The following is a 17,481-nucleotide window of genomic DNA, read 5'->3' as shown; positions in this document are numbered from 1 at the left end:
TTGCCTGCGCCGATGGGCCAAGAAAAAACCCGCCGGTTTGAGCCGGCGGGGAGACTGAAGGAAGCTTTTCGAGTGAACTAAGCCGCGAGCACTGCCTTCGGCTCGACCAGTTCGTAGCCGAGCGCTTCGGCGACCGCGCGGTTGGTGATCTTGCCCTTGTGGACGTTGAGACCGTTGCGCAGGTGATGGTCGTCGACCAGGGCCTTCAGGCCCTTGTCGGCGAGCTGCAGGCCGTAATGCAGCGTTGCGTTGTTCAGCGCATGGGCCGAAGTGACCGGCACGGCACCTGGCATGTTTGCGACGCAGTAGTGGATAACGCCGTCGACTTCGTAAGTCGGCTCGGCGTGGGTGGTCGCATGCGAGGTCTCGAAGCAACCGCCCTGGTCGATGGCGACGTCGACCAGCACCGAGCCCTTCTTCATGCCGGACAGCATTTCGCGGGTGACCAGCTTCGGCGCGGCCGCGCCGGGGATGAGCACGGCGCCGACGACGATGTCGGCCGAGAAGCATTCTTCCTCGAGCGCCTCGACAGTCGAGTAACGGGTGTGGACCCGGCCGGCGAAGAGGTCGTCGAGCTGGCGCAGGCGCGGGATCGAGCGGTCGATGATGGTGACATCCGCGCCAAGGCCGGCGGCCATGCGGGCCGCATGCAGGCCTACGACGCCGCCGCCGAGCACGGTCACCTTGCCGGGCAGCACGCCGGGCACGCCGCCGAGCAGCACGCCGCGGCCGCCATTGGCCTTCTGCAGCGCCGTGGCGCCCGCCTGGATCGACAGGCGGCCGGCAACTTCCGACATCGGCGCCAGCAGCGGCAGCCCGCCACGATCGTCGGTCACGGTTTCATAGGCGATCGCCGTCACGCCCGAAGCGAGCAGGCCCTTGGTCTGCTCCGGATCTGGGGCTAGGTGGAGATAGGTGTACAGAATCTGGCCTTCGCGCAATTGCACCCACTCATTGGGCTGCGGCTCCTTGACCTTGACGATCATGTCCGACTTGGCGAACACGTCGGCGGCCGTCTTGGCGATGGTGGCGCCGGCGGCGCGATAGGCGTTGTCATCGGCGCCGATGCCGGCGCCCGCGCCGGTCTCGACCAGCACTTCGTGGCCGTGGGCCACATATTCGCGGACCGAACCCGGCGTCAGGCCGACACGATATTCATGGTTCTTGATTTCCTTGGGGCAACCGACTCGCATTTTCTTCTCCTGATCCGGGCCCATTTGGGCTCACTCCCTGTATTGTCGGAGTGAACCATGAATCGGCTAGCAAGTGTTTGCGAATGCGCTTGCGCGAACAGGAGGGTTTCGATAATCGTTGCGTGAAATAGCAACATATTCGCAGGATCCACGAAGAATGCCGCTCGACAGGATTGATATCGCCATTCTGGAGACATTGCAGAAGGATGGCCGGATGCCGAACGCCGCCCTTGCCGAAAAGGTCGGCCTGTCGCAGTCGGCCTGTTCGCGCCGGCTTGATAATCTGGAGAAATCCGGAACCATCCGCGGCTATCACGCCCGGCTCTCCAATGCAGCCCTCGGCCATCAGATGACCGCGATCGTCCACATATCCCTCTCCGGCCAGTTCGAGAAGACGCTGTCGGATTTCGAGGCGGCGATCAAACGCTGCCCGAACGTGCTGTCGTGCCACCTGATGTCGGGCGAGTACGACTATATCCTCCGGATCGCGGCCAAGGACCTGGTCGACTACGAGCGCATCCACAAGGAATGGCTGTCGGCGATGCCGCATGTAACGAAGATCAATTCGTCCTTCGCCTTGCGTGAAATCGTCGACCGGACGGCCATGGGGCTAAAGCCGGAAATGGCCTGAGCGCTGATCAGCCGCCTTATGCCGTGGCATCCTCCGTCACGATCCGATCCATCGGGATGTCGTGAGGTTGCGGATAGATGGTGGCGATGCGCTGCAATTCGTAGCCGACGCCGATGACCAGCGGCTTGAACGGCATGGCGGCCAGCGTGCGGTCGAAGAAGCCGCCGCCGTAGCCCAGCCGATAGCTTGCCGGATCGATGCCGACAATGGGCGAGATGACGATGTCCGGCAGTACCGGATCGCCTTCTGCCGGGATCGGGATGTTCCAGACGCCTTTTTCCAACCGGTCGCCCGGTTTGTAGGCGCGAAAGATCAACGGCTGACCTTTTTCGACGACGATGGGCAGCGCGGTGCGGCCACCGCGTTCGTTGATCGACGCCATCCATGGCCGCAAATCCGGCTCGCCGCGAAACGGCCAGTAAAGGCTGACCATCCGGCCTGCTATGCCACCGATGACAGCGTCGAGGCCTTCCGCGATGCGCCGCGCCATTGCTGTTCGCGCATCGGCGGAAACCGAAAGGCGTGCCGCGATCAGGCGTTCACGTTCAGCCTTGCGCCAGCGTCTCACGTCGGTCCAGTCGCTGAGTGGTGCCTGGAACGCGGGATCGAACTCATGCATGAAGCAAGGCGGCGAAGAATACTGCGCCGGACCCTGGTCGTCATGATCGTTGGCCATGCCTTACCTCATCGCGTGTTCGATGACGCTATACCTCGCGATACGATACAACATGTGCGTTCACGACATGGAACGACGAGTCTCGGGCACTGTCCTGCCATTGTTGCATTGCACAAAAACACCTACATCCAGGGCAGGCAATCTTGCCCATCAGGGGTGATGAAATGAGCGATGCCAGACATCATGTTGTCGTCGTCGGCGCCGGGTTCGGCGGCCTCGAATTCACCCGCGCGCTGGCTGGCGCGCCAGTGCGCATCACCATGATCGACAAGCGCAACCATCATCTGTTCCAGCCGCTGCTCTATCAGGTGGCAACCACGGCGTTGGCGACCTCGGAGGTGGCCTGGCCGATCCGCCATCTGCTGCGCAAGCGCAAGGATGTGACCACGCTGCTGGCCAATGTCACAGGAGTAGACCGGATCGGCAAACGCGTCCTGCTCGATGATGGCAGCGCCGTCGCCTACGACACGCTGGTGCTCGCTACCGGCGCGCGCCACGCCTATTTCGGCCATGACGAATGGGAGCCTTTCGCGCCGGGCCTGAAGACGCTGGAGGACGCCACCACCATTCGGCGCCGCATCCTTCTGGCTTTCGAGCAGGCGGAACGGGAACCCGACGCTGCCAGGCGCCAGGCGCTGCTGACCATTGCCATCGTCGGCGGCGGGCCGACCGGCGTCGAACTTGCCGGAACCATTGCCGAACTGGCGCATGACACGCTGCGCGGCGAATTCCGCAACATCGATACGCGCCAGACGCGCGTGGTGCTGATCGAGGCCGGCGACCGCATCCTGGCCAATTTCGCGCCGAAGCTCTCCGACTATGCCGGAAAGGCGTTGGAACGGCTTGGCGTTGTGGTCGAGCTTGGCCGGGCCGTTACGCGCTGCGATGCCGAAGGCGTGGTTTTTGGCGATGCCGTTCTGCCGGCTCGCACGATCCTGTGGGCAGCCGGCGTTGCCGCTTCGCCAGCCGCCGAATGGCTGGAAGCGAAGGCCGACCGGGCCGGCAGGGTGTTGGTCGAGCCTGATCTCAGCGTGCCTGGCAGCCCGGAAATTTTTGTCATCGGCGACGCCGCGCTTGTGCTGCGGCCCGACGGACGGCCTGTGCCCGGCGTGGCGCCTTCCGCCAAGCAGGAAGGCCGCCATGTTGCCGCGACCGTCAAGGCCAGGCTTGCCGGCGACACGAGCCCGCGGCCTTTCCACTACAAGCATGCCGGTGATCTGGCGACGATCGGCAAGCGCGCCGCCGCGATCGATTTCGGCTGGATCAAGCTGACCGGCTGGCTCGCCTGGTGGCTGTGGGGCATTGCGCATATCTATTTCCTGATCGGCTTCCGCAACCGGCTTGCGGTTTCGCTGAGCTGGCTATGGATCTATGTCACGGGCCAGCGCAGCGCCCGGCTGATCACCCAGGGCGACGACGACAAGACCTGACTTTCTTCACCACGCTTTTCATCCGGCCGTCATCTGTTGCTGATGGATTGGCGTACCGATGCGCGCGATTTCTTGAGTGGACTTGAGCCGATTTCAGCGCGAAGTTCGCTTCGGGGCAGGGCATGTCAGGTCGTCGAAGAAGGAGAAAACATGTCGCAACTGCTCCATCCCGTCTCTCGCCGTGGACTCCTTGCGGGGGCCGCCGCCACAGGGGCGATGATCATGCTGCACCCCTTCTCCGCCCGTGCGCAGGCCAACCAGGCGCATCTGAGGATCATGGAAACCACCGATATCCATGTGAACGTGCTGCCCTATGATTATTACGCCGACAAAGCCAATGACACGATGGGCCTGTCGCGCACGGCGTCCCTCATCGACGCGGTGCGCAAGGAAGCCGCCAATTCGATGCTGATCGACAATGGCGACCTTTTGCAGGGCAACCCGATGGGCGACTACATCGCCTATGAGAAGGGCCTGAAGGAGGGCGATCTCCATCCGATCATGAAAGGCATGAACCTGCTTGGGTACGAGTGTTCGACACTTGGCAACCACGAGTTCAACTATGGCCTGTCCTTCCTGGACAAGGTACTGGCCGGCGCCGATTTCCCGTTCGTCAGCGCCAATCTGATCCGGGGCACCGAGCTTGCCGCCAACCCGCGCGACGACAAGCTCTACCTCAAGCCCTACATAATCCTGAACAAGAAGATCAAGGACGGTTCGGGCTCCGAGCAACCGATCAAAATCGGCATCATCGGCTTCGTACCGCCGCAGATCATGGTCTGGGACCTCAAGAATCTCGAAGGCAGCGTCAAGACGCGCGACATCGTCGAGGCGGCGAAGGCCTGGGTGCCGCAGATGAAGGAGGAGGGCGCCGACATCGTCATCGCGCTCTCGCATTCCGGCATCGACGTCAAGCAGGGTGACATGATGGAGAACGCATCGTTTTTCGTCGCCGGCGTCGAAGGCATCGACGCGGTCTTCACGGGCCACCAGCACCTGGTCTTCCCCGGCAAGAAGGATTTCCAGGCGCTCGAGGGCGTTGATACACAGAAGGGCACGCTGCAGGGCAAGCCCGCCGTCATGGGCGGTTTCTGGGGCTCGCATATGGGCCTGATCGACCTGATGCTGGAGCGCGACGGGTCGAAGTGGAAAGTGGTCTCGGCGACATCGGAGGCGCGGCCAATCTTCGAGCGTGTCGACAACAAGAACAAGCCGACTGTCCCCGACGACAAGCGCATCATCGCCGCTCTTGAGCAGGACCACGAGGCGACGCTCGCCTATGTGCGCCGCCCTGTCGGCAAGACCTCGGCGCCGCTCTATTCCTATTTCGCGCTGGTGGCCGATGATCCGTCCGTGCAAATCGTCAACCAGGCGCAGAGCTGGTATCTCAAGGATATCCTCAAGAGCACCCAGTGGAAGGACGTGCCGATGTTGTCGGCGGCGGCGCCCTTCAAGGCCGGCGGGCGCAACGGCGCCGACTACTACACCGACGTGCCGGTGGGCGATATCGCAATCAAGAACGTCGCCGACCTCTATCTCTATCCGAACACCGTTCGCGCGGTCGAGATCACGGGTGCGCAGGTCAAGGAATGGCTGGAGATGTCGGCCGGCATCTTCAAGAAAATCGAGGCAGGAAAAGCCGACCAGCCGCTGATCGACACCGAATTCCCATCCTACAATTTCGACGTCATAGATGGCGTAACCTACAAAATAGATTTGTCGCAGCCTCCGAAATACGATGCCAAGGGCGGCATCGCCAGCGCCGGATCGAACCGCATCGTCGATCTCAAATACGATAACAAACCGATTGATCCAGCAGCGAAATTCGTCGTTGCGACCAACAACTACCGTGCCGGCGGCGGTGGCAACTTTCCTGACATCAATGCCTCGAAGATCATCTACGAGGCGCCGGACACCAACCGCGACGTCATCGTCCGCTACGTCGTCAGCCAAGGCACCATCAACCCGTCGGCAGATGGCAACTGGTCGTTCGCGCCGTTGCCGGGAACCAGCGTCGTCTTCGAGACAGGCGTCAAGGCAAAGGACTTCATCGCCGATGTGAAGTCGCTGAAGATCGAGCCGGTAGGCGAGGGCGAAGCTGGTTTTGCCCGATATCGCATCCTTCTCTGATCCGGCTGTCAGGGCTGGATGCGTCCGGTCTTGGCGCATCCCCCGTGCGGGAGATGACCTCGCCATAGCGAGGGAGGAGCAGCCGGATCGCTCGGCACAGTCAACGGCATCATTCCCGCTGGTTGCATGGACCTCGTGGGCGGTCGATGTCTGGGAGGCGATGAGTTCGTTGTCCCCAGCCTACGCCTTGTAGACCACCTGGCGCACGTCGATATAGCTGGTGCGGAAACCGGCCTCGCAATAATGCAGGTAGAATTCCCAGAGCTTCTTGAAACGGTCGTCGAAGCCGAGCGGCACGATCTTCTCCCACGACCCCCGGAAACGCTGGCGCCATTCGGCAAGCGTGCGGGCATAGTCCTCGGGGAAAACGTGTTCGCGTAAATGGGCAAGGCCGTGCGCGGCGCCAAGCGACTTCAAGATGGACGGCGTTGGCAGCATGCCGCCCGGGAAGACGTAGCGCTGGATGAAATCCGGCCTGGCGCGATAGGTGTCGTAGGCGGCTTCGTTGATGGTGATGATCTGCAGCCCCGCCGTGCCGCCGGGCTTCAGGCAGGCCTTCATCTTGGAGAAGAATACCGGCCAGTATTTCTCGCCGACCGCCTCGAACATCTCGATCGAGGCTATGCGATCGTAGGTGCCGGTTTCATCGCGGTAATCCTGCAACTTGATGTCGACCTTGTCGGCAAGCCCGGCCTTGGCTATGCGCGCCTTGGCGAAATCGTGCTGCTCGCGGCTGATGGTCAATCCGGTTACCCGGCAGCCGATTTCGCGTGCCGCGAATTCGGCAAAGCCGCCCCAGCCGCAGCCAATCTCCAGCACATGATCTTTTCCGCCGATGCCGGTGTCCCTGGCCAGCGCCCGGTATTTGGCGGCCTGGGCGCTCTCGAGATCATTGGCGCCATTGGCGTAAAGCGCCGAGGAATAGGTCATGCTCGGGTCGAGCCATTCCTTGTAGAAGGCGTTGCCGAGATCGTAATGCGCCGAGATATTGCGCTTCGACCCTTTGCGCGTGTTCTCGTTGAACCAATGGCGGATGCGCTGGACCGTGTTGATGAGCCAGCTGGCGCCGCCCGCGACGCGTTCGCCGATCGCCGAGTTGACCACGAACAGTTCGAGGAAACTGGTGACGTCAGGGCTTTCCCAATCGCCGTCCATATAGGATTCGGCAACGCCGATCGTGCCGCCGGAAAAGGCGCGTCCCGGCAGACGCCAGTTCTTGAGCACGAGTTCGGCGTCGGGGCCAGGCGCCTTGCCGCCGACGAGGACGGCACGGCCGTCCGGCATCCTGACTTTCAGCGAACCACGCGGCAGGTTCATGGCCGCCGACAGCACCATGCGCGCCTTGGCCGGCAGGCCTTTGACGATCTCGGCGAAATTGAATTCGTCGAGCCTGACCGCCTCGCCCGGCGCTATGCCATGATCTTCCCCGTGTGCCATTCCATGCCCCTGGATCTCCGTGATGTCGGCGCAATTGCCGAGCCACGGTTCTCTTGGATCATCCGCCGGGTTCAAACGCCGTTGCCTTGTCCCGACAGCTTGCGGGCTCGACGGCAGGCGGGCTCGAACGAAAGCGCGCGCCCCTTAGCGGAGCTTCAGCGCTTCCCAGTGAATGCCTGCCACAATCTTCCACGTCATGAGGGGGAACTTCAAGAGGCATGCCGAGGGCTGGACTGTGCCACGCCGCGCCCCACATCTGCCGCCTTGCGTCAGGTCGCTGCGGCCCGAAATCAAAAACGCCTATGGCAGCCGCATCGCTTGTGCGATAGCTTTAGCCATGCGTTATGTAATCGTCATTGCCGCCATCGCATTCTTCCTGATCTGGGACGGTCTCTACAATCAAGGCCGGTATCTCGACGTCGCGGTCAGGGAGGTATCCCATGCGGTACGCTACGTCACCGGCAAGGCCTAGACATCCCCTGGGCAGGCCGGCGCTTTTTCCCTGATTCGCGCGGACCGAGGTCCAGCGCCGATCGAGGCGCGTCGCAAGGACGCGTGGCGCCATGACCGGTTGACGCAAAGAGACCGCCGTCACAAAAGACCCCGACATTCAGATCGAGGAGGCGGGATTGATCCGGCATATCGTTTTCTTCAGCGCGCGGCGCAAGGAAGATGTGGAAGCAGTTCGTACCGGGCTGCTGGCGCTCGGCGACATTCCTCATTCCAACCTCTTCGAGGTCACGTTGAACACCAAGGTCGACCCGCTGTCGGATGAAGTCGATGTCGTCGTTTACGCTGAATTCGCCGATGACGTGGCGCTGGCAGCCTACAAGGCCCACCCGCTCTATGCGCGGACCACTGGCAAGGTCAAACCACTGCGCGAGCTGCGCTATTCGGCGGATGTCGTGGCCGGAAGCTGATCCGGCGCCTGCTCCGGAAGGCGCCGTTCGCGGGGGCGCGTTTCCCGATAGATCGTGCTGCGCGAACCATGCGCCGCCGCCGGCGGCATTGCGATCAAGTCTTGAACCGACGTTCGGAATGATGCACATCGCGCCTCCATGACCCCAACCACATCAGCCATTCACCCGCTCGATCACCTGGTTCTGCCGACGCAGAACCTCGACACGGCGCGGACCCGGCTCACCGCGCTGGGCTTCGTCGTCGCTCCGACCGGCATCCATCCCTTTGGCACGGAAAACTGCTGCGTGTTCCTTGCCGACGGCACCTATCTGGAGCCGCTCGCGATTGGCAGCGAACAGGTTGCGACGAAGGCTGCCGCCGAGGGCAATGTCTTCGTTGCGCGCGATCGCCTCTATCGCGAAAGCCGTGGTAACGAGGGATTTTCCGCGGTGGTTCTTGGCACTGACAATGCCGATGACGACCATGAACGCTATGTCGACGCCGGCCTGTCGGCGGGAGACACGCTGAGCTTTTCGCGCGCTTTCACCGACACGGCGGGCAAAAGCGATACCGCCTCGTTCAAGCTCGCTTTTGCTTCGGCCAATCATGCCAGGGACGCTTTTCTTTTTGCCTGCCAGCGCATCAACGCGCCGAAAGTGGACCGCGCAGCCTTGCAGGCTCATCCCAATGGCGTCGATGGGGTCGTCGAGGTGATTGCAGTCAGCAGTGCTCCCGCCGAACAGCGCAGGCTGATTGCCGTGGCGGTCAACGACCCGTCCGCCGGCGGGAAAGACGGCGCGTTTCGCTTGCCGAACGCAACGTTGCGTGTGCTCGATCCCGCGTCTTACGCCGCGCGCTTTGGCATCCCGATCGCCCCGGCGACGGAGCTTCGTTTCGCCGCCGTGGTATTTGCGATCCGAAGTGCCGATGCCGCGGCGAGGCTGCTTGCGGCCAACTCAATCCAGCACGATATAGCGGGCACCGACATTGTCGTGCCGCCGGCAGGCGGCCAAGGCGCGGCTTTCATCTTCCGGGAGACCAAATGAGCAAGTCCCAAGCACCAAATTCGGCGGCGCCCAATTCTTCGGTAACCGTCGGCAATGTCGTCTTCGACAACGCGGCACGCCTGGCGCTGATCGCCGGCCCGTGCCAGTTCGAATCGCGCCAACACGCCTTCGACATGGCCGGTGCGCTTAAGGAGTTGACCGGCAGGCTTGGCATCGGCCTCGTCTACAAGACCAGCTACGACAAGGCCAACCGCACCTCGCTGTCGGCGACACGCGGTGCCGGCATGGACGCCGCACTTCCCGTGTTCGACGAGTTGCGCAAGGAATTCTCGCTTCCGGTGCTGACCGACGTCCACACGGAGGAGCAGTGCGCGATCGTCGCGCCGCATGTCGATGTGCTGCAGATACCGGCCTTCCTGTCGCGCCAGACCGACATGCTGGTCGCCGCCGCAAGGACAGGCAAGGTCATCAATGTGAAGAAGGGACAGTTCCTCGCCCCCTGGGACATGAAGAACGTGGTCGCCAAGATCACCGGTTCCGGCAATGCCAATGTGCTGACCACCGAGCGCGGCGCTTCTTTCGGCTACAACACACTGGTGTCGGATATGCGCGCTCTGCCTATCATGGCCGAGATCGGCGCCCCGGTGATCTTCGACGCCACCCATTCGGTGCAGCAGCCGGGCGGGCAGGGCGGGTCGTCTGGCGGGGAGCGCCGCTTTGTCGAGACGCTGGCCCGCGCGGCCGTTGCCGTCGGCGTTGCCGGCGTCTTTATCGAGACCCATCAGGACCCCGACAATTCGACATCCTCCGACGGTCCGAACATGGTGCCGCTGAAAGATATGCCGGCGCTGCTCGAAAAGCTGATGGCATTGGACCGGGTAGCGAAGGGCCGCTAATCCAAGGCTTCTTGCCGGTGCTTGTGGTTGCCAGGGGCCAGTTGTACGCTTGGCCGGCAAATGAGCGTTTTGGCAGGAGGAAGCCATGTCCGTCGCCCGCGTCACCGAAATCACCTCATCGTCGAAGAAGAGCTTTCAGGACGCCATCGAGAAGGGAATCGCCCGCGCCGCCAAAACTCTAAAGAACGTCGAAGGGGCCTGGATCCAGGATCAGAAGATCGTCGTCGAGGACGGCCAGATCGCGGCCTATCGCGTCAACATGAAGGTGACTTTCATCCTCGCGGAGTGAGCAGGCAGACGCCAAAAAGTCGGGAACTTTCACCCGCGCCCCTCATTGTCAACGTGCAGATTAACGACAACGAGGAGCAAACAATGACGACGCAAACAGGCCACACCGAAGCGATTGCCGCTTCGCGAGTGATCGGCACTACCGTCTACAACACCCAAGGCGACAGCATCGGCAGCATCGAGGACGTCATGCTCGACAAGACGTCGAACGGCATCATGTTCGCGGTGATCGGATTTGGCGGCTTTCTCGGTGTTGGCGAGAAGTACCATGCCATTCCTTGGGCGAGCCTCGACTACGACGAGGACAAGGGCGGCTATGTCGTACCCTTCACCAAGGAACAGCTGAAGGCAGCGCCCGCCCATTCGATCAACGAGTTGGCCGGCGCTGATGGCGAGAGCGCGCGCGATGAGTCGTACGAATACTATAAGGTCACGCCCTACTGGCATTGACGCCACAACCGAAAAAAGGGGGCCGTTTCGACGGCCCCCTTTTCGATTCGAAGCAACGCTACTCGCTGATGTGCAAGGCCGGCAAAGGCGCAATGGCCTTTGGCGGTGGTTGCCGATTGTCGCACGACGTCAGGAATGCCGCCGCGATCAGGAACAGACTGATGATACCGCTCAACTCAGACATGGCGAAACTCCTCCTGTTTCGCCCCGCGCGACAACAGCCTTAACCCGGAATGCGCGCCTTGTGGCATGACTTATGATGACAGAAACTTGCGCTTCGTGAATCGCGCGGGCGGCAATATTCGGCCAGGGCCCGATTGCCTTTTGCGTCGCTTTGGCTAAGACGGGCGCGACGTTTTCTCCAGATCAAATCGAGGACATCGCAATGACCGCCATCATCGATATTGTCGGGCGTGAAATCCTGGACAGCCGTGGAAACCCGACCGTCGAGGTCGATGTCGTTCTCGAAGACGGTTCGATGGGCCGCGCCGCGGTGCCCTCGGGCGCCTCGACCGGCGCCCATGAGGCCGTCGAACTGCGCGACGGCGGCGCCCGCTACCTCGGCAAGGGCGTGCTCAAGGCCGTCGAAGCGGTCAATGGCGAACTGTTCGAGGCGATCGGCGGCATGGAAGCCGAAAACCAGATCCATATCGATCAGACCATGATCGAGCTTGACGGCACGCCCAACAAGAGCAGGCTCGGCGCCAACGCCATTCTGGGCGTTTCGCTGGCGGTGGCGAAAGCCGCGGCCGATGCCGCTGGCCTGCCGCTTTATCGCTATGTCGGCGGCACCAAGCCGCATATCCTGCCCGTGCCGATGATGAACATCATCAATGGCGGCGCGCATGCCGACAACCCGATCGACTTCCAGGAATTCATGATCCTGCCGGTCGGCGCGCCGACACTGCGCGAAGGCGTGCGCTGGGGTTCGGAAATCTTCCACACGCTGCGCAAGAAGCTGAAGGATGCCGGTCACAACACCAATGTCGGCGACGAGGGCGGCTTCGCGCCGAACCTGAAGAGTGCGCCGGTGGCGCTCGATTTCATCATGGAATCGATCGAGAAGGCCGGTTTCAAGCCGGGCGAAGAGATCGCGCTCGGCCTCGATTGCGCCGCGACCGAATTCTTCAAGGACGGCAACTATGTCTATGAGGGTGAGAAGAAGACACGCGATCCCAAGGCGCAGGCCAAGTACCTCGCCAAGCTCGCCGCCGATTACCCAATCATCTCGATCGAGGACGGCCTTGCCGAGGATGACTGGGAAGGCTGGAAATACCTGACCGACCTGATCGGCAAGAAGACGCAGCTTGTCGGCGACGATCTTTTCGTCACCAACACGGCGCGCCTGCGCGACGGCATCCGCATGGGCGTCGCCAATTCGATCCTGGTCAAGGTCAACCAGATCGGCTCGCTGACCGAGACGCTCGACGCGGTCGAGACCGCGCATAAGGCAGCCTACACAGCCGTCATGTCGCACCGTTCGGGCGAGACCGAGGATTCGACCATCGCCGACCTGGCCGTCGCCACCAATTGCGGGCAGATCAAGACCGGCTCGCTGTCGCGCTCCGACCGCATGGCCAAATACAACCAACTGATCCGCATCGAGGAAGAACTCGGCAAGCAAGCGCGCTACGCCGGCAAGTCGGTGATCAAGAGCTGATCCGGCCGCGCATCATTGGTATCGAAAGGGCGGGGCATCCCGCCCTTTTTCATTTCAGGCCGGGCTGGGCCGCCTTCCCGTAACCGTCCGTTAAGCACAATCAGGCGAAAAAGGCGTCGAGCCGTTTGAGTTCGCGGCCACGGGGAATCGGTCATGTGGACGCGTCAGCACAAGCAGAGAAACACCGGGCGGCTGATCATTCCCTCGCTGTGCGTGGTGTTCCTGGCCTATTTCGGCTTCCACGCGTATCACGGCGAATTCGGCATCAATTCCAAATACAAGCTGGAGGCCGAAACGGTCGCGCTGCAGGGTCAGCTCGACGCGATCAAGGCGCGCAGGATGGAACTCGAGCGGCGCGTCAAGCTCATGCATGATGGCACGCTGGAGAGGGACATGCTCGACGAGCAGGCGCGTAAAGCGCTCAATCTGTCCCAGGCCGACGAGATTACCATCATGCTGCCGGTTTCGGGGAAGTAACCGACTTTCGGTTAATCAGCAATATTTTCAATGATTTTAATCGCTTAGGCGCATGCCAGCTATGCAATTTCGACATGGCGGAACGCCTTTCTACGTGTTAGCCTCCCATAAATCGAAGGGGAGGGCGATCTCCCCGGAGCAGGTTGATCTTGCTCCAGTGTCCGCAAAGAGACGCCAACAGGGAGTGATGCATGGCCACCGCAGCCAGAAAAGCGCCTGCCAAATCGAAATCCGACGGCAAATCCGGCCTGTCAGCACCCAAGCCTGCTGACTTCACCAAGGACGAAGAGCTTGCCGCCTACCGGCACATGCTGCTCATCCGCCGGTTTGAGGAAAAGGCCGGCCAGCTCTATGGCATGGGCTTCATCGGCGGCTTCTGCCACCTCTACATTGGCCAGGAAGCCGTCGTCACCGGCATGAAGATGGCGCTGATCGACGGCGACCAGATGATCACGGCCTATCGCGATCACGGCCACATGCTGGCGATGGAGCTTTCGCCGCGTGGCGTGATGGCCGAGCTGACCGGCCGCGGCGGCGGCCTGTCCAGGGGCAAGGGCGGCTCCATGCACATGTTCTCCAAGGAGAAGCATTTCTATGGCGGTCATGGCATCGTCGGCGCGCAGGTTTCCCTCGGCACCGGTCTGGCCTTCGCCAACCGCTACCGCGACAACAACAATGTCTCGCTGACCTATTTTGGCGACGGCGCCGCCAACCAGGGCCAGGTCTATGAGAGCTTCAACATGGCCTCGCTGTGGAAGCTGCCGGTGATCTACATCATCGAGAACAACCGCTACGCCATGGGCACCTCGGTGTCGCGCTCTTCAGCGGAGACTGACTTCTCGCACCGTGGCGCTTCCTTCAAGATTCCCGGCATCCAGGTCGACGGCATGGATGTGCGCGCGGTCAAGGCCGCTGGCGATCTCGCCACCGAATGGTGCCGCGCCGGCAATGGCCCGCTGATCCTCGAAATGCAGACCTATCGCTATCGCGGCCACTCGATGTCCGATCCTGCAAAATACCGGTCGAAGGAAGAGGTGCAGAAGATGCGCTCCGAGCACGACCCGATCGAGCAGGTCAAAGCGCGGCTGATCGAGAAGAAGTGGGCGACCGAGGACGAGCTCAAGACCATCGACAAGGAGGTTCGCGACATCGTCGCCGACGCCGCCGAATTTGCCCAGAACGATGCCGAGCCGGATCCGTCCGAGCTCTGGACCGATATCGTATTGTAAGGGAGGGCCAGGACATGCCGATCGAAATTCTCATGCCCGCTCTCTCGCCGACCATGGAAGAGGGCAATCTTTCCAAGTGGTTGAAGAACGAGGGGACAAGGTCGTCGCCGGTGACGTCATCGCCGAGATCGAGACCGACAAGGCGACGATGGAAGTCGAAGCCGTCGACGAAGGTACGCTGGGCAAGATCCTGATCGCCGCCGGCACCGAAGGCGTCAAGGTCAACACGCCGATCGCCGTTTTGCTGCAGGACGGCGAGAGCGCCGCCGATGTCGGCAAGTCGGCGTCGGCTCCCGCCAAGGCGGAAGCACCGGCAAAGGCGGAAGCGCCGGCCGAGGATAAGGCGGAGGTGGCAAAGCCAGCCGCCGTACCGGTCGCGGCCGCACCGAAAACGGAAATCGCCGCCGATCCGGACATTCCGGCTGGTACCGAAATGGTCTCGACCACGGTGCGTGAAGCGCTGCGCGACGCCATGGCCGAGGAAATGCGCCGCGACGGCGATGTCTTCGTCATGGGCGAGGAAGTCGCCGAATACCAGGGCGCCTACAAGATCACGCAAGGCCTGCTGCAGGAATTCGGGCCGCGTCGCGTCGTCGACACGCCGATCACCGAACATGGTTTTGCCGGCGTCGGCGTCGGTGCTGCGATGGCCGGGCTGAAGCCGATCGTCGAGTTCATGACCTTCAACTTCGCCATGCAGGCGATCGACCAGATCATCAACTCCGCCGCCAAGACGCTCTATATGTCGGGCGGCCAGATGGGCGCGCCGATCGTGTTCCGTGGGCCGAACGGCGCGGCCGCTCGTGTCGCCGCACAGCACTCGCAGTGCTATGCCGCCTGGTACAGCCACATTCCAGGTCTCAAAGTCGTGATGCCGTATACGGCCGCCGACGCCAAGGGCTTGCTCAAGGCGGCAATCCGCGATCCGAACCCGATCATCTTCCTCGAGAACGAGATCCTCTACGGCCAGTCCTTCGACGTGCCGAAGTTGGACGACTTCGTGCTGCCGATCGGCAAGGCGCGCATCCACAAGACGGGCAAGGATGTCACCATCGTCTCCTTCGGCATCGGCATGACCTATGCCGTGAAGGCGGAAGCCGAGCTGCGCGGCATGGGCATCGATGCCGAGATCATCGACCTCAGGACCATCCGTCCGCTCGATCTCGACACCGTCATCGCCTCGGTCAAGAAGACCAATCGGCTGGTGGTGGTCGAAGAAGGCTACCCACAGAGTTCGGTCGGCGACCACATCGCCAACCAGGTCTCGCAACGCGCCTTCGATTTCCTCGACGCGCCGGTCATCACCATTGCCGGCAAGGACGTGCCGATGCCCTATGCGGCCAACCTCGAAAAACTGGCATTGCCGAATGTCGGCGAGGTCATCGAGGCGGTCAAAGCCGTCGCATATCGCTAGGGAGCAATGTGGATGCTGTCTTTCTGGACGTTGGCAGCCATCATTGTTCCCACCGTCGTGGTCGCATTTTTCGTGCGATCGATGACCGGGAAGTTCGATGCGGTTCTGTTGATGCTCAGCGGTGCCGCGTCGCTGGTTCTTGCTATTGTGGCAACTGCTTCCGCAAAGGTCGACCAGACCGGCAGCATGATGACGCTCGAGATGGGCAAGGGTAGCTACCATTTCGGTGTCTTGCCACCCGTGTTCATCGTCGCCACGCTGACCGTCATGCGCGGCCTTTTCAAATTCATCCAGGAGTGAGCGATGCCTATCAACATCACCATGCCGGCCCTGTCGCCCACGATGGAAGAAGGCAATCTGTCAAAGTGGCTGGTCAAGGAAGGCGATAAGGTTGCGCCGGGCGATGTCATTGCCGAGATCGAGACCGACAAGGCGACGATGGAAGTTGAAGCCGTCGATGAGGGCACTGTCGCCAAGCTGGTCGTGCCGGCCGGAACCGAAGGCGTCAAGGTCAACGCGCTGATCGCGGTGCTTGCCGCCGAAGGCGAAGATGCGGGCGCTGCCGCCAAAAGCGGTGGCGCACCGGCGAAAGCCGAGGCCCCCAAGGCGGAGGTACCAAAGGCTGAAGCGCCGAAGGCCGAGCCTGTTGCTGCGGCCGCACCCAAGGCCGATGCAACTCCGGCCGCCAATGGTCATGCGGCTGGCGAGCGCACCTTTGCGTCGCCGCTCGCGCGCCGCATCGCCAGGGAGGCGGGGGTCGATGTGTCTGCCGTGACCGGCACCGGTCCGCATGGACGGGTGGTAAAGGCCGATGTCGATGCCGCGATCGCCGGCGGCGGCGCCAAGGCAGCGCCGGCAGCCAAGGCTCCGGCTGGCGCGCCAGCGGCGGCTCTGACTGCACCAAAGGCGATGTCGGACGATCAAGTGGTGAAGCTGTTCGAGCAAGGCTCTTATGAGCTGGTCCCCCACGACAATATGCGCAAGACCATCGCGCGGCGCCTGGTCGAAGCCAAAACCACCATCCCGCATTTCTACCTGACGCTCGACTGCGAACTCGATGCGCTCCTGGCGCTACGCACGCAGCTTAACGCTGCGGCACCGGTGAAGAAGACCGACAAGGGTGAGGCGCCCGCCTACAAGCTCTCGGTCAACGACATGGTGATCAAGGCGATGGCCATGGCGCTGAAGGCGGTGCCGGATGCCAATGCCTCCTGGACCGAGAGCGCCATGGTCAAGCACAAGCACGCCGATGTCGGCGTCGCCGTCTCAATCCCCGGCGGCCTGATCACGCCGATCATTCGGCATGCCGATGAAAAGACGCTCTCCGTCATCTCCAACGAGATGAAGGATCTGGCGAGCCGTGCCCGCAGCCGCAAGCTGAAGCCGGAAGAGTATCAGGGCGGCACGACGGCGGTGTCCAATCTCGGCATGTTCGGCATCAAGGATTTTGCCGCTGTCATCAACCCGCCGCATGCGACGATCCTGGCGGTTGGCGCCGGTGAGGAGCGGGCGGTGGTCAAGAACGGCGAGATCAAAATTGCCACAGTGATGTCGGTGACGCTGTCGACCGACCATCGTGCGGTTGACGGTGCGCTGGGGGCGGAACTCTTGGTCGCCTTCAAGAAGTTGATCGAAAACCCGATGGGCATGCTGGTCTAGGAAA

At 62.1% G+C, this 17,481-nt stretch carries 18 protein-coding genes and 1 pseudogene; 15 read left to right on the top strand and 4 right to left on the bottom strand.

The window, feature by feature from the left end; genetic code table 11:
• Positions 1 to 77: 77 nt before the first annotated feature.
• On the bottom strand, positions 78 to 1,193 hold the full coding sequence (ald, locus tag EJ077_RS16770) for an alanine dehydrogenase (RefSeq protein ID WP_208695331.1): 1,116 nt from the start codon (positions 1,191 to 1,193) through the stop codon (positions 78 to 80).
• A gap of 157 nt (positions 1,194 to 1,350) precedes the next feature.
• On the opposite strand from ald, the gene EJ077_RS16765 reads away from it, so the two are divergent.
• Positions 1,351 to 1,824 (top strand): Lrp/AsnC family transcriptional regulator, encoded by a 474-nt coding sequence (locus EJ077_RS16765; protein WP_015317948.1) that lies wholly within the window; start codon positions 1,351 to 1,353, stop codon positions 1,822 to 1,824.
• Positions 1,825 to 1,840: 16 nt separating this feature from the next.
• On the opposite strand, the gene EJ077_RS16760 is transcribed toward EJ077_RS16765, so the two are convergent.
• Positions 1,841 to 2,500 carry a 5-formyltetrahydrofolate cyclo-ligase gene (locus EJ077_RS16760; RefSeq protein ID WP_208695330.1) on the bottom strand — a complete coding sequence of 220 codons (660 nt, stop codon included), beginning with the start codon at positions 2,498 to 2,500 and terminating at the stop codon, positions 1,841 to 1,843.
• Between the two features lie 164 nt (positions 2,501 to 2,664).
• Between EJ077_RS16760 and EJ077_RS16755 the strand changes: the two genes are divergently transcribed.
• Complete coding sequence (locus tag EJ077_RS16755) at positions 2,665 to 3,930, top strand: NAD(P)/FAD-dependent oxidoreductase (protein ID WP_208695329.1); 1,266 nt, start codon at positions 2,665 to 2,667, stop codon at positions 3,928 to 3,930.
• A gap of 150 nt (positions 3,931 to 4,080) precedes the next feature.
• A complete protein-coding gene (locus EJ077_RS16750) occupies positions 4,081 to 6,060 on the top strand; it encodes a bifunctional 2',3'-cyclic-nucleotide 2'-phosphodiesterase/3'-nucleotidase (RefSeq protein WP_208695328.1) in 1,980 nt (659 codons plus the stop codon).
• Positions 6,061 to 6,240: 180 nt separating this feature from the next.
• On the opposite strand, the gene EJ077_RS16745 is transcribed toward EJ077_RS16750, so the two are convergent.
• Positions 6,241 to 7,497 (bottom strand): SAM-dependent methyltransferase, encoded by a 1,257-nt coding sequence (locus EJ077_RS16745; protein ID WP_208695327.1) that lies wholly within the window; start codon positions 7,495 to 7,497, stop codon positions 6,241 to 6,243.
• Positions 7,498 to 7,834: 337 nt separating this feature from the next.
• Between EJ077_RS16745 and EJ077_RS32595 the strand changes: the two genes are divergently transcribed.
• The 6 genes from EJ077_RS32595 to EJ077_RS16720 all read left to right on the top strand — a co-directional run bounded on the left by EJ077_RS32595 (position 7,835) and on the right by EJ077_RS16720 (position 11,038).
• Positions 7,835 to 7,969, top strand: coding sequence for a hypothetical protein (locus EJ077_RS32595; protein WP_272482999.1), 135 nt, complete (start codon positions 7,835 to 7,837; stop codon positions 7,967 to 7,969).
• A gap of 157 nt (positions 7,970 to 8,126) precedes the next feature.
• Positions 8,127 to 8,417: a Dabb family protein gene (locus tag EJ077_RS16740; RefSeq protein WP_208695326.1), complete on the top strand. Its 291-nt coding sequence runs from the start codon at positions 8,127 to 8,129 to the stop codon at positions 8,415 to 8,417.
• Between the two features lie 138 nt (positions 8,418 to 8,555).
• Positions 8,556 to 9,443, top strand: a complete 888-nt coding sequence (locus EJ077_RS16735) for a VOC family protein (RefSeq protein WP_208695325.1) — start codon at positions 8,556 to 8,558, stop codon at positions 9,441 to 9,443.
• The gene (gene kdsA / locus EJ077_RS16730) at positions 9,440 to 10,300 is read left to right on the top strand and encodes a 3-deoxy-8-phosphooctulonate synthase (RefSeq protein ID WP_208695324.1); all 861 of its coding nucleotides are present in this window, start codon (positions 9,440 to 9,442) and stop codon (positions 10,298 to 10,300) included. Before EJ077_RS16735 ends, kdsA begins: the two co-directional genes overlap by 4 nt.
• Before the next feature lie 85 nt (positions 10,301 to 10,385).
• Positions 10,386 to 10,589: a dodecin family protein gene (locus EJ077_RS16725; protein ID WP_135918549.1), complete on the top strand. Its 204-nt coding sequence runs from the start codon at positions 10,386 to 10,388 to the stop codon at positions 10,587 to 10,589.
• Positions 10,590 to 10,672: 83 nt separating this feature from the next.
• A complete protein-coding gene (locus tag EJ077_RS16720; protein WP_208695323.1) occupies positions 10,673 to 11,038 on the top strand; it encodes a PRC-barrel domain-containing protein in 366 nt (121 codons plus the stop codon).
• A 58-nt stretch (positions 11,039 to 11,096) separates the two neighbouring features.
• Here EJ077_RS16720 and EJ077_RS32590 read toward each other — a convergent pair whose 3' ends face one another.
• A complete protein-coding gene (locus EJ077_RS32590) occupies positions 11,097 to 11,222 on the bottom strand; it encodes a hypothetical protein (RefSeq protein ID WP_281040174.1) in 126 nt (41 codons plus the stop codon).
• Positions 11,223 to 11,423: 201 nt separating this feature from the next.
• Here EJ077_RS32590 and eno point away from each other — a divergent pair, with 201 nt between their 5' ends.
• From eno to EJ077_RS16690, 6 genes and pseudogenes are all read left to right on the top strand, one after another.
• A complete protein-coding gene (gene eno, locus EJ077_RS16715; RefSeq protein WP_208695322.1) occupies positions 11,424 to 12,698 on the top strand; it encodes a phosphopyruvate hydratase in 1,275 nt (424 codons plus the stop codon).
• 153 nt (positions 12,699 to 12,851) lie between these two features.
• Entirely contained in the window at positions 12,852 to 13,175 is a 324-nt protein-coding gene (locus EJ077_RS16710; protein ID WP_208695321.1) for an FtsB family cell division protein, read from the top strand.
• A gap of 191 nt (positions 13,176 to 13,366) precedes the next feature.
• The gene (pdhA, locus tag EJ077_RS16705; RefSeq protein ID WP_208695320.1) at positions 13,367 to 14,404 is read left to right on the top strand and encodes a pyruvate dehydrogenase (acetyl-transferring) E1 component subunit alpha; all 1,038 of its coding nucleotides are present in this window, start codon (positions 13,367 to 13,369) and stop codon (positions 14,402 to 14,404) included.
• 14 nt (positions 14,405 to 14,418) lie between these two features.
• Positions 14,419 to 15,818: pseudogene (locus tag EJ077_RS16700) on the top strand (pyruvate dehydrogenase complex E1 component subunit beta).
• 12 nt (positions 15,819 to 15,830) lie between these two features.
• Positions 15,831 to 16,118, top strand: a complete 288-nt coding sequence (locus tag EJ077_RS16695; protein ID WP_208695319.1) for a hypothetical protein — start codon at positions 15,831 to 15,833, stop codon at positions 16,116 to 16,118.
• 3 nt (positions 16,119 to 16,121) lie between these two features.
• Positions 16,122 to 17,477 (top strand): pyruvate dehydrogenase complex dihydrolipoamide acetyltransferase, encoded by a 1,356-nt coding sequence (locus EJ077_RS16690; RefSeq protein ID WP_208695318.1) that lies wholly within the window; start codon positions 16,122 to 16,124, stop codon positions 17,475 to 17,477.
• Positions 17,478 to 17,481: the final 4 nt, after the last annotated feature.

Source organism: Mesorhizobium sp. M8A.F.Ca.ET.057.01.1.1, assembly GCF_003952565.1.
Taxonomy (GTDB): domain Bacteria; phylum Pseudomonadota; class Alphaproteobacteria; order Rhizobiales; family Rhizobiaceae; genus Mesorhizobium.
The sequence above is the reverse complement of the archived record's forward strand: the minus strand, read 5'-3'. Positions and strand labels throughout refer to the sequence as shown.

Bases quoted from the DNA above. Each gene is read 5' to 3' on its own strand.
- ald (WP_208695331.1), bottom strand. From the start codon at position 1,193: ATGCGAGTCGGTTGCCCCAAGGAAATCAAGAACCATGAATATCGTGTC.
- EJ077_RS16765 (WP_015317948.1), top strand. From the start codon at position 1,351: ATGCCGCTCGACAGGATTGATATCGCCATTCTGGAGACATTGCAGAAG.
- EJ077_RS16760 (WP_208695330.1), bottom strand. From the start codon at position 2,500: ATGGCCAACGATCATGACGACCAGGGTCCGGCGCAGTATTCTTCGCCG.
- EJ077_RS16755 (WP_208695329.1), top strand. From the start codon at position 2,665: ATGAGCGATGCCAGACATCATGTTGTCGTCGTCGGCGCCGGGTTCGGC.
- EJ077_RS16750 (WP_208695328.1), top strand. From the start codon at position 4,081: ATGTCGCAACTGCTCCATCCCGTCTCTCGCCGTGGACTCCTTGCGGGG.
- EJ077_RS16745 (WP_208695327.1), bottom strand. From the start codon at position 7,497: ATGGCACACGGGGAAGATCATGGCATAGCGCCGGGCGAGGCGGTCAGG.
- EJ077_RS32595 (WP_272482999.1), top strand. From the start codon at position 7,835: ATGCGTTATGTAATCGTCATTGCCGCCATCGCATTCTTCCTGATCTGG.
- EJ077_RS16735 (WP_208695325.1), top strand. From the start codon at position 8,556: ATGACCCCAACCACATCAGCCATTCACCCGCTCGATCACCTGGTTCTG.
- kdsA (WP_208695324.1), top strand. From the start codon at position 9,440: ATGAGCAAGTCCCAAGCACCAAATTCGGCGGCGCCCAATTCTTCGGTA.
- EJ077_RS16725 (WP_135918549.1), top strand. From the start codon at position 10,386: ATGTCCGTCGCCCGCGTCACCGAAATCACCTCATCGTCGAAGAAGAGC.
- EJ077_RS16720 (WP_208695323.1), top strand. From the start codon at position 10,673: ATGACGACGCAAACAGGCCACACCGAAGCGATTGCCGCTTCGCGAGTG.
- EJ077_RS32590 (WP_281040174.1), bottom strand. From the start codon at position 11,222: ATGTCTGAGTTGAGCGGTATCATCAGTCTGTTCCTGATCGCGGCGGCA.
- eno (WP_208695322.1), top strand. From the start codon at position 11,424: ATGACCGCCATCATCGATATTGTCGGGCGTGAAATCCTGGACAGCCGT.
- EJ077_RS16710 (WP_208695321.1), top strand. From the start codon at position 12,852: ATGTGGACGCGTCAGCACAAGCAGAGAAACACCGGGCGGCTGATCATT.
- pdhA (WP_208695320.1), top strand. From the start codon at position 13,367: ATGGCCACCGCAGCCAGAAAAGCGCCTGCCAAATCGAAATCCGACGGC.
- EJ077_RS16695 (WP_208695319.1), top strand. From the start codon at position 15,831: ATGCTGTCTTTCTGGACGTTGGCAGCCATCATTGTTCCCACCGTCGTG.
- EJ077_RS16690 (WP_208695318.1), top strand. From the start codon at position 16,122: ATGCCTATCAACATCACCATGCCGGCCCTGTCGCCCACGATGGAAGAA.